13 protein-coding genes are annotated in these 9,203 nt (G+C 66.5%); 3 read left to right on the top strand and 10 right to left on the bottom strand.

The annotated features are described in order from the left end of the window. The first annotated feature begins 100 nt into the window (after nucleotides 1-100). Nucleotides 101-925 (top strand): helix-turn-helix transcriptional regulator, encoded by an 825-nt coding sequence (locus tag ACE3N9_RS13160; protein ID WP_374284284.1) that lies wholly within the window; start codon nucleotides 101-103, stop codon nucleotides 923-925. A 72-nt stretch (nucleotides 926-997) separates the two neighbouring features. Here the strand turns inward: ACE3N9_RS13160 and ctrA are convergent, their stop codons facing one another. From ctrA to dksA, 5 genes are all read right to left on the bottom strand, one after another. Then, the gene (gene ctrA, locus ACE3N9_RS13155; protein WP_374284282.1) at nucleotides 998-1,693 is read right to left on the bottom strand and encodes a response regulator transcription factor CtrA; all 696 of its coding nucleotides are present in this window, start codon (nucleotides 1,691-1,693) and stop codon (nucleotides 998-1,000) included. Between the two features lie 191 nt (nucleotides 1,694-1,884). Beyond that, nucleotides 1,885-2,274 carry a DUF4112 domain-containing protein gene (locus ACE3N9_RS13150; protein ID WP_374284280.1) on the bottom strand — a complete coding sequence of 130 codons (390 nt, stop codon included), beginning with the start codon at nucleotides 2,272-2,274 and terminating at the stop codon, nucleotides 1,885-1,887. A 71-nt stretch (nucleotides 2,275-2,345) separates the two neighbouring features. Further along, nucleotides 2,346-3,827, bottom strand: a complete 1,482-nt coding sequence (locus ACE3N9_RS13145; protein WP_374284278.1) for an ABC transporter substrate-binding protein — start codon at nucleotides 3,825-3,827, stop codon at nucleotides 2,346-2,348. 43 nt (nucleotides 3,828-3,870) lie between these two features. Next, a complete protein-coding gene (locus tag ACE3N9_RS13140; RefSeq protein WP_374284275.1) occupies nucleotides 3,871-4,230 on the bottom strand; it encodes a PilZ domain-containing protein in 360 nt (119 codons plus the stop codon). 127 nt (nucleotides 4,231-4,357) lie between these two features. Further along, a complete protein-coding gene (dksA, locus tag ACE3N9_RS13135) occupies nucleotides 4,358-4,816 on the bottom strand; it encodes an RNA polymerase-binding protein DksA (protein WP_374284273.1) in 459 nt (152 codons plus the stop codon). Between the two features lie 329 nt (nucleotides 4,817-5,145). Between dksA and ACE3N9_RS13130 the strand changes: the two genes are divergently transcribed. Then, nucleotides 5,146-5,499, top strand: coding sequence for a hypothetical protein (locus ACE3N9_RS13130; protein WP_374284271.1), 354 nt, complete (start codon nucleotides 5,146-5,148; stop codon nucleotides 5,497-5,499). Between the two features lie 8 nt (nucleotides 5,500-5,507). Here the strand turns inward: ACE3N9_RS13130 and ACE3N9_RS13125 are convergent, their stop codons facing one another. Genes ACE3N9_RS13125 through ACE3N9_RS13105 form a run of 5 tightly spaced genes read right to left on the bottom strand, consistent with a single transcriptional unit; the run spans nucleotide 5,508 to nucleotide 8,755 of the window. Then, a complete protein-coding gene (locus tag ACE3N9_RS13125; RefSeq protein ID WP_374284270.1) occupies nucleotides 5,508-6,647 on the bottom strand; it encodes a GNAT family N-acetyltransferase in 1,140 nt (379 codons plus the stop codon). Next, complete coding sequence (locus ACE3N9_RS13120; RefSeq protein WP_374284268.1) at nucleotides 6,644-7,408, bottom strand: glycerophosphodiester phosphodiesterase family protein; 765 nt, start codon at nucleotides 7,406-7,408, stop codon at nucleotides 6,644-6,646. The genes ACE3N9_RS13125 and ACE3N9_RS13120 overlap by 4 nt, the downstream gene beginning before the upstream one ends. Further along, nucleotides 7,389-7,850: a RidA family protein gene (locus ACE3N9_RS13115; RefSeq protein WP_374284266.1), complete on the bottom strand. Its 462-nt coding sequence runs from the start codon at nucleotides 7,848-7,850 to the stop codon at nucleotides 7,389-7,391. Before ACE3N9_RS13115 ends, ACE3N9_RS13120 begins: the two co-directional genes overlap by 20 nt. A gap of 9 nt (nucleotides 7,851-7,859) precedes the next feature. Continuing rightward, nucleotides 7,860-8,474 carry an HAD family hydrolase gene (locus ACE3N9_RS13110; protein WP_374284264.1) on the bottom strand — a complete coding sequence of 205 codons (615 nt, stop codon included), beginning with the start codon at nucleotides 8,472-8,474 and terminating at the stop codon, nucleotides 7,860-7,862. A 5-nt stretch (nucleotides 8,475-8,479) separates the two neighbouring features. Continuing rightward, nucleotides 8,480-8,755 (bottom strand): DUF3572 family protein, encoded by a 276-nt coding sequence (locus tag ACE3N9_RS13105; RefSeq protein ID WP_374284262.1) that lies wholly within the window; start codon nucleotides 8,753-8,755, stop codon nucleotides 8,480-8,482. Nucleotides 8,756-8,784: 29 nt separating this feature from the next. Between ACE3N9_RS13105 and ACE3N9_RS13100 the strand changes: the two genes are divergently transcribed. After that, nucleotides 8,785-9,162: a response regulator gene (locus ACE3N9_RS13100; RefSeq protein ID WP_374284260.1), complete on the top strand. Its 378-nt coding sequence runs from the start codon at nucleotides 8,785-8,787 to the stop codon at nucleotides 9,160-9,162. The last annotated feature ends 41 nt before the right edge of the window (nucleotides 9,163-9,203 follow it).

Genomic DNA, 9,203 nt, shown 5'->3' with positions numbered 1-9,203 from the left:
TCAAGCTCAGCCGCAGTCGCCCCATGCCTGGCGGCAGCGGCTGACCGGGGCCAAAATATTTGGGATGGACGCTGCCAGGCGCTTGTGGTCAGCACGGCGCATGTCGGCCATGGATCATCCCACCAGCGCGCTTGCAGCCCTGAATGACAAGGAACTGGAGGTGCTGCGCCTGCTGGCTGCCGGACACACGGTCAAGTCGATCGCCGCCAGTCTCGATCGGTCCGAAGGCTCGATCAACGAACGGCTGCGCGATGCGCGCCGCAAGACCGGGATCGGCAGTAGCCGGGAACTGGCGCGGCTGCTGGATGCCCAGAAATTCTGGGACAGGAATATCGATCTTCCCGCGCCCGGTTCCTCGACCGAGGAAGCGCTGCGCCCCGCACCTGCCGGGCGCATCAGGTCGAAAGGAACGATTGCCATGCTTGTCACACTCTCCCTGGCCAGTGCCGGCCTTGCCATGATGGCCGCCGATCCGGCCCCGGAACCCGCGCCCGCGCATGCGGTTCATGCCGCCGCGACGGGGCCTGCGCCGCTGGCCGGACGCTGGGCGCTGGATGTCCAGCGCATTCCGGCCGAGGAGCGGCCGCAGCGGGTCACCATCTCGTTCCGCGTCTCGCCCGACCGGAAATGGACCAGCGTGGTGGATATGGTCGCACCGGATGGCACTGCCAGCCGCGCCGAATCGACCGCCGCGCTCGACGGCGTGCCCGTGCCGATCACCGGCAACATGGGCTTCATCGACACGGTCGCGCTGCGCCAGCCCGCCCCCGGCACCCTGGTGATGACCCTGGGTAAAGCGGGCGTCCCGGTATCGACGCGGGTCTACACCGCAGCCAGGGATGGCAAGGCGATGACGGAAACCATCGTCTGGGCCGGGACTTCGCTGCCGAAGCTGGAAACGACCTACTTCAACCGGATCGACTGAACCGGCGGCCGTACCAACGCAAACGGCCCGCCTTGGGGGCGGGCCGTTCTCGCAACAAACGGGAAATGGGGGTCAGGCGGCCTGTGCCTCTTCGCCCGGATCGCGCAGCACATAGCCGCGGCCCCAGACGGTTTCGATGTAGTTTTCACCGCCGCAGGCATGGGCCAGCTTCTTGCGCAGCTTGCAGATGAACACGTCGATGATCTTGAGTTCGGGTTCGTCCATCCCGCCGTACAGGTGGTTGAGGAACATTTCCTTGGTCAAGGTGGTGCCCTTGCGCAGCGAGAGCAGTTCCAGCATCGCGTATTCCTTGCCGGTCAGGTGAACGCGGGCGCCATCAACCTCGACGGTCTTGGCATCCAGGTTGACCGCCAGCTTGCCGGTGCGGATGACCGACTGCGAATGCCCCTTGGAACGGCGCACAACGGCGTGGATGCGGGCGACCAGTTCCTCGCGGTGGAACGGCTTGGTCACGTAATCGTCGGCCCCGAAGCCGAACGAGCGCACCTTGGAATCCATTTCGCTGATGCCCGAAAGGATCAGCACCGGGGTCTGCACCTTGGCGACGCGGAGCTTCTTGAGCACGTCGTAGCCGTGCATGTCCGGCAGGTTCAGGTCGAGCAGGATGATGTCGTAATCATACAGCTTGCCGAGATCCAAGCCTTCCTCGCCGAGGTCGGTCGAGTAGACGTTGAAGCCCTCACTGGTCAGCATCAGTTCGATGGCCCGGGCCGTGGTCGGCTCGTCCTCGATCAGCAGTACGCGCATGGGATATCCCCCTTTGCCCCGAAAGTCCTGGCAGCAACCGCTTGGTAACGGTCATTGCCCTTCATTAACCATATGACCAATGAAGATGAAAGGTTAATTTCTCGTAAACAGCGGAACTGCGCGAGTCGAGGCGTGTGGCGTCGGCGCGGCCCTGGTCCGGGCGCGGGTTCATGCGCCTGGCGGGAAGCCGGCTAGCCTTCGATCACCACCGATCCGGGATGGTGCCGGTCAAGGTGCTTGCGGATGATCCTGAGGTTGCGGCTGTTCGAACGATAGAGCAGGTCCACCAGGTCGCCCGCCAGCGGCACCACGCCCAGCAATGCGTCCAGCCCGACGTTGCCGGCCATGCGCCACAGCTGCCAGCGCGGCATGCCAAGGTTGCGGGCCTCCCATACGAGATAGAGCCCCATCATGCCGGTGATCACGTCGCCGACGCCCGGAACCAGGCCAAGCACGGCATCCAGGCCAACCTTGCGTCCGACTAGTGGCACGGTGATCAGGCCATCCAGCAGCCGCTCCAGCCCCTCGACCCGGCAGCGTACCGACTGGGCGTCGGTGCCCAGCGGCAAATCCGCGGTCATCCGCCGCAAGCCTTGATCCTGCATTACGCGCAACCCCTTGGACAATGCGGGCCGGACCTGACCCGCCCCTGTTACTTGGGGCGCAGCGCCATCGGCATCAAGGGGTGCAGTCCCCGCCGGTTGGCGACGAAGCCCGTGGCATTGCCCGCCACGATCGACCAGCGGATCGGCGCGCCGAACGGGATATAGCCGTTGGCCATGGTCAATTGCGCTTCAGCCTGAGCGTAAAGATCGGCGCGTTTGACCGCATCCGGTTCGGCCAGCGCCGCATCCACCAGGCGGTCGGCGGCAGGACTGCACGCGGCCGACTGGCTGGCGCAACTCAACTGGTTCAGGAACCAGCCGATCCGGGCATAGCGGGCGACCTTGTCGATCAGCACCAGGTCGGCCGGGTCACCCGGCCGGGTGCGCACCACCGCCAGGCCGATCGCCGTATAGTCAGCCGCAAGCTGCCGGAACAGCAGGTCGGCCCCCTGCCCGGCGGGCAGCGCGATGCGCAGCGGGGCCAGCTTGCGCGCGGCCTTCCACCGGGCAACGCGGGTGGAAGCCTCGCTGCGCCGCTCGGCCAGCGAACGGGTCGACCAGCGCTCCCCAACGCTGCTGTTGTCGTCGGCGCTCCCGGGATTGACGATCCGCGTCGTGGTCAGCCAGCCGCCGACGCCCAGGGCATTGGCCAGGCTGTCGCGATCGATGGCCATGGCCAGCACTTCGCGGTTCTCGGGCTCCCCTAGGAAGCCGTCGTTATGGGTCACCGCCAGTCCGAACAGGCCCAGCACCGGATCCAGCCGGATCGCGCCGCGCGCCACCCCGCTGGCATCGAGCCGGGGAAAGTCCTGGAACTGCCCGCCCAGCACGAAATCAGCCTCGCCGGCGTTGAACCGGGCAATCGCCTGGTCGGCCGGCAGAGCCACCAGCCGCAGCTTGCGGCGGCGCTCCTGCCAGTCTTCCTGCTGGGGCAAGCCGCGATCCTCGGGCGGGATCGGGGTCAGCACCGCCACCCGCTTCTGCCGGTCAAGCTTCATCGGCCCGGCGCCGCGGCCGCGCCACACCAGCCCCAGTTCGGGCTGGGCCAGCAATTGCAGCAGATCGGGCGCCTGCTCTTTCAGGCGCAGCTCGATCACTCGCCCGGCCATCGCCCGCACCTCGTCGATCGAGGCCAGGTCTTCGCCCAGCGGCCGCCCGCGCAAAGCGGCGATCGCCTGGACGAGCGCCGTCCGGGCGGTCTCGCCGCTGATCGGCGTGCCATCGGCCCAGGTGCCATCGCGCAGGCGGAAGATGTAGGACAGGCCATCGTCGGTCACGATCCAGCGATCCGCAACGGCGGGAATTACTCGCCCCTGCTCGTCCAGCCCGACCAGCCCTTCGGCGGTGGCGGCCCGCACCAGTTCGGCGGCATAGGGCAGCCGCCCCGAGGTAACGAACGGCGCGCCCGGATCACCGACCACGGCGACATCGACCGCATTGTCATCGTCGCTGCCGCAGGCGGCAAGCGGAAGCAGGGCCAGGCTGGCCAGCAGTGCGGAAATGGCACGCAAGGGCGGGAGGATCGACACGCCCTCGGGTTCTTAAGGGATTTGCCCCCGCAGTGACAACCGGTCAGATCTTGCGCAGCGCGCCGTATTCGACCTGCGCCATCGGCGGACGCACGAAGCGCGGGGTGCCTTCGCCGGCATTGACCGGGGTGCGCACCACCTGCGGGTCGATCTCTTCGCGGAACGCGACGCCGAAGCGGGTATCCTGCACCCAGGCCACCGAGCCTTCGACCCAGCCGACATTGCGGATGTTGATCCAGACCATCTGGCCGCGCTGGACGCGAAAGGTCCCTTCGGCCATCAGCCCGCCCGATGAAAGGTTGCGCACGCGCACGCGGCGCTCGCCCTCGACCCCGTCGAGGCGCAGTTCAGCCATCACGAACAGGCTGTCGCGCGCAATCTGCCGATGCTCGTTCTCGCCCATGGCCGGTCTCAAAGCTCCCACATTCAGGCCCATGTGTGCCCAACTGATGGCGCGACCTTTAGGAAGGCCACCATCGCCGAATGCTAAAGCAAGGTGGCAAAGAACCGGTTAACGCGGCCTATGCGCTTCAATCGTCGCGAGAAATTTTCTCACGCCGTTCGTGCGCTTCCTGCGCTTCGACCGTCATGGTCGCGATCGGGCGGGCGGACAGGCGGCCCAGACCGATCGGTTCGCCGGTAACCTCGCAATAGCCGTATTCGCCTTCCTCGATCCGGCGCAGCGCCGAATCGATCTTGGCGATCAGCTTGCGCTGCCGGTCGCGGGTGCGCAGTTCGATGCCCCAGTCCGTCTCGCTCGAGGCGCGATCGTTAAGATCGGGCTCGCGGATCGGACCGTCCTGCAGCTGCTGCAGGGTGTCCTGCGCCGCCGAAAGGATCAGCTTCTTCCATTCCAGCAGCAGGCGCCGGTAATAGTCGAGCTGCGCTTCGCACATGTAGGGTTCGCTCTCGCCCGGGGCATATTCGCCCGCGATCGCGCGTTTCGCCTTGGCAAGGACGTCAATTTCATCGCCCAGAACCGTCGCCATAAACTCTCCACACCAGACCAGCCGGGCCCGCGGGTCCCTGCGGTTTCGGGCTTTCCCGTAAACCACCCTGCGCCGGATCGAGCGCGCCTATAGAACTGCGCAGAATCCCGCACAAGCTGCAAAGCTGGTGGAGACCAGATTCATCGACATTCTGCACAGCCCGAGCAGGCATGATGCGCCATTCCCTCCCCACCGGAGTCAGGCATCCAGACCCGGGTTGTCACAGGGTGGGACAATTTGTCGTGGGCGTTAATCATTTGTTGACCATGTTCGGGAAATCTTGGCTCATCGGCGGTTCCCAGCGGACCGCGCAAAGGGGGTATCGGGACATGAGCACTACCTGGGTCCATGACGGAAATTTCGCCGGCCGCTTTTCGGGTCCGGTGTCGATCGCGGATGAAACGAGCGAGGAACTGCTGATCGCCAGCTGCCTGGCCGCCGCCGCAGGGGGCGACATCAGCGCCTATTTCGACCTGGGGGTGGCCTATTCCACCGGCAGCCACGGGGTCGAATGCGATCTGATCGAGGCGCACAAGTGGTTCAACCTGGCGGCCGTGGCCGGCCACGGCGAAGCCCAGCTGTGCCGCGCCGACATTTCCGACGAGATGACCGCCCGCGAGATTGCCGAAGCCCAGCGCCGCGCGCGCGAATGGCTGTCGGCCTCGGCCCGCCGCGCGGCGTAAACGGGGTTTCAGTCCGCGCCGCGCCGGAACGGCATGCGTTCTTCAAGATACAGGCGGTCCGCCGCCACGCCTGCCCGCTCGCGTTCAAGGAAATCCGCGACCGCGCTGCGGAAACCGGGATGGGCGATGTAATGCGCCGACCAGGTCTGGACCGGTTCATAGCCCCGCGCCAGCTTGTGGCCGCCCTGGGCGCCCGCTTCCACGCGTGACAGGCCCAGCGCAATCGCCGCATCGATCGCCTGGTAATAGCACAGCTCGAAATGCAGGAAGGGCTTGTCGATGACAGCCCCCCAATAGCGGCCGTAGAGCGCATCCGGCCCGATGAAGTTGAGCGCCCCGGCAATCGCCCGCCCTTCGGCAAAGGCCATGACCAGCAGGATCCGGTCGCCCATCCGCTGACCCAGCAGATCGAACGCAGACCGGGTCAGATAGGGCCGGCCCCATTTGCGAGCGCCGGTATCCTGGTAGAACTGCCAGAAGGCATCCCAGTGCTCGCCCCGGATTTCCGCGCCGCGCAACTGGCGAATCGTCACCCCTTGCTGGGCGGCGGCGCGCTCCTTGCGCAGGTCCTTGCGCTTGCGCGAGGACAGCTGGGCCAGAAAATCATCGAAACTGGCATAGCCGCGATTGGTCCAGTGGAACTGGATGTCGCTGCGCAGCAACCAGCCGGCGGCCTCGAACCAAGGCAACTGCGCGGGCTCGATGAAAGTCGCATGGGCGGATGACAGGCCGTTGTCGGCGCAGACGTGCTCGGCCCCGCGCAGCAGCAACGCGGCTTTCAGCGGATCGTCCGTCAACAGGCGCGGGCCGGTCGCGGGCGTGAACGGCACCGCGATCTGCAACTTGGGGTAATAGCTGCCCCCGGCGCGGTGCCAGGCATCGGCCCAGCTATGGTCGAACACATATTCGCCCTGACTGTGGTCCTTGAGATAGGCCGGCAGGGCTGCTTCCAGCCGTTCGCCTTCTCCCTCGATCACCATCGGCGCGGGGCTCCACCCCGTGCCCGGTCCGACCGAGGCCGAATCCTCCAGCGCGGTCAGGAACGCGTGGCTGAGAAAGGGATTGCCACCGGCCAGCGCGTCCCATTCGGCGGCGGGCAGCTGGCCCACCCCGGCGGCGATCCGCACACTGACGCTCTGCCCGCTCACGCGATCCCGGCGCCCTCCGCGATGGGCGCGTCGGCGTGACGGGCGGCGCGTTCGACGTGATCCGCTTCGCGCACGGTCCAGGTCAGCACCGGGAAACCGCGCTTGCGCTGGGCTGCGGGAAAGCGGCTCGGCAGGTCGCGGATGTCATAGGCCAGGAATTGCGGCCGCGCATGCCAGAAGGCCAGACGGCGGCGCAGCCGGCCGGGCAGGGCCTTGGCCCGCTCCTCGGTCACCACCAGGCCGCGCAGGGTCAGCGGCGAAAAGTCGGCAAACCAGCGCACCACCTGGGGATCGAAGCTCATCACCGCATGTGGGCCTAGATACCCTTCCAGTGCACGCCGCACCGGCGTGCACAGCGCCACGGTGCGGGTGTCGATCCGCGACTTGATCTCGATCAGCAGCGGCACTTTGCCCTGCACCTGGTCCAACACCTGGCGCAGGGTGGGGATGCAATCCTCGCCCCCGGTCAGGGTGATCCGCCCGAGCTGCGCCGCGCTGCACCGCGCCACAGGGCCGGTTTCGCCGGTCAGCCGGTCCAGCGTGGCATCATGAAACACCATCGCCACGTCATCCTGCGAGCGCTGGATATCGCATTCGATCCCCAGCCCTCGCGCCAAGGCACCTGCGAATGCGGCCGGAGAGTTTTCCGGCACGCCCGGGCCGTGCAGCCCGCGGTGGGCATAGCGCCAGTCGCCCAGCCAGCCGACCCGCTCCGCATCCGGAGCGGGCGCCAGCCAGCGATCAAGCAGGCCGAACAGCAACGACCGCGTCCACTTCCACCGCCACGCCCAGCGGCAGCGAAGGCACGCCGACGGCGCTGCGGGCATGCTTGCCAGCCTCACCGAACACCGCGACCATCAGTTCCGAGGCGCCATTGGCAACCTTGGGCTGGTCTGTGAAATCAGGCGTCGAATTGACGAAGGCGCCGAGCTTGACCACCTGCTCCACCCGATCGAGCGAGCCGAGCGCGGCCTTGAGCTGGGCCAGGATCATCAACCCGCAGGCGCGCGCACCCGCCACGCCCTGTTCCAGCGTCAGGTCTTCGCCCAGGCGGCCATTGAGGCGCTTGCCATCGATGATCGAGACCTGGCCCGAGACGTAGGCCAGGCCGCCAGCGATGACCACCGGGACATAAGCCGCAACCGGGGCGGCGGGTTCGGGAAGGGTGATGCCGAGTTCGGCCAGCTTTGCTTCAATGCTCATGTTTCTATCCTACAGCCGCGACAGCAGCCACGGCAAGGCATGTTCCCAGGTGTCGATGCGGGCATGGGCGTGCCCGGCCTCGAACCCGCAGGTGATGTGCGGGGCCAGCGTCGGCTCACCACATAGGTGAAGTCGATCGATATGAGGAACCATTTCAGCTGCCGAGCCATGGTGCTGGGCCAGATCGTCGATGAATACCGCCTTCGACGGCTTGTATTCATCCAGGATCGCCTGCAGCGCCGGGCCCTTCGGCCCCTGGTTGGTGAAGACGCGGAAATTGATGCCGTGTTCGGCCAGCTGCCGGCGCCGCGCCTCGTTGTGCTTGTCGTGCAGGTTGGTCAGGATCACCACGTCGGCATGTTCGGCCAGGGTGTTGATCGCGCCCACCGCACCCACGATCGGGCTTTGCCGGTGCATCTCGCCATCGAAGAACAGGTTGAGCAGGCGCCAGATCTCGGCCGGCTCGACCGGCTGGTCGGTATCCTTGCGGCGGATCGCCTTGCCGAAATCGTTGCCGATCAGCTTGAACGAGACGTCCTGCGTCTCGTTCAGCCATTCGCCGAAGGGCACGATCATGTGCAGCAGCACTTCATCGCAATCGCTGATGATCAGCGGCTTGGCCATATGTCTCACAACCTCTTGCGGGCAGAGACCAGCTCTGCCGGTTCAACATCCAGCGCCGCAGCCGCGGCCAGCAGGTCAGGCTCGTGGCTGGCCAGGAAATCCAGCACCGCGCCCAGTGTGGCCGGGCTACCCAGCCCGGCGCGCAGTGCATCGGGGGTAAGTCCCGTCAGCGCCAGCAGGCGCTCCGCCCGATCATGATCCGCCAGCACCCAGCCCAGCGCGCCCAGCGCCAGGGTGGCGGCATCGTGGCCAGTGGATTGCGGCTCGCGGATAATTGTCACTCTCCCCGATCGGGCGTAGGGGCCTTGCCATGGCAAAGCGTATCCTTGTTGTCGAGGACAACGACCTCAACCGCAAGCTGTTCTGCGATGTCCTGCGCAGCCAGGGCTATGCGGTGGAACCCTGCGCCGACGGGCTGGAAGCGCTGGACAAGGCGCGCCAGTTCGTCCCCAACCTGATCATCATGGATATTCAGCTGCCCAACGTTTCGGGACTGGACCTGATTGAGGCGACCAAGGCCGACGCAACGCTGCGCGCCATTCCGGTGCTGGCCGTCACCGCCTATGCCGGCAAGGGCGACGAGGAGCGGATCCGCGACGCAGGTGCAGAGGGATACCTCGCCAAGCCGGTGTCGATCGGCCCGTTCATGGCGGCGGTGAAGGCCCTGGTGGAAAAGGCCGCAACTTGACATTTGGCCAACTTGGCCGCTTTTCCGCCCCATTCATCGGC

Source organism: Novosphingobium sp., assembly GCF_041905565.1.
GTDB lineage: Bacteria > Pseudomonadota > Alphaproteobacteria > Sphingomonadales > Sphingomonadaceae > Novosphingobium.
The sequence above is the reverse complement of the archived record's forward strand: the minus strand, read 5'-3'. Positions and strand labels throughout refer to the sequence as shown.

Bases quoted from the DNA above. Each gene is read 5' to 3' on its own strand.
- ACE3N9_RS13130 (WP_374284271.1), top strand. From the start codon at position 5,146: ATGAGCACTACCTGGGTCCATGACGGAAATTTCGCCGGCCGCTTTTCG.
- dksA (WP_374284273.1), bottom strand. From the start codon at position 4,816: ATGGCGACGGTTCTGGGCGATGAAATTGACGTCCTTGCCAAGGCGAAA.
- ACE3N9_RS13150 (WP_374284280.1), bottom strand. From the start codon at position 2,274: ATGACCGCGGATTTGCCGCTGGGCACCGACGCCCAGTCGGTACGCTGC.
- ACE3N9_RS13110 (WP_374284264.1), bottom strand. From the start codon at position 8,474: ATGGCCAAGCCGCTGATCATCAGCGATTGCGATGAAGTGCTGCTGCAC.
- ACE3N9_RS13140 (WP_374284275.1), bottom strand. From the start codon at position 4,230: ATGGGCGAGAACGAGCATCGGCAGATTGCGCGCGACAGCCTGTTCGTG.
- ACE3N9_RS13160 (WP_374284284.1), top strand. From the start codon at position 101: ATGTCGGCCATGGATCATCCCACCAGCGCGCTTGCAGCCCTGAATGAC.
- ACE3N9_RS13115 (WP_374284266.1), bottom strand. From the start codon at position 7,850: ATGAGCATTGAAGCAAAGCTGGCCGAACTCGGCATCACCCTTCCCGAA.
- ctrA (WP_374284282.1), bottom strand. From the start codon at position 1,693: ATGCGCGTACTGCTGATCGAGGACGAGCCGACCACGGCCCGGGCCATC.
- ACE3N9_RS13100 (WP_374284260.1), top strand. From the start codon at position 8,785: ATGGCAAAGCGTATCCTTGTTGTCGAGGACAACGACCTCAACCGCAAG.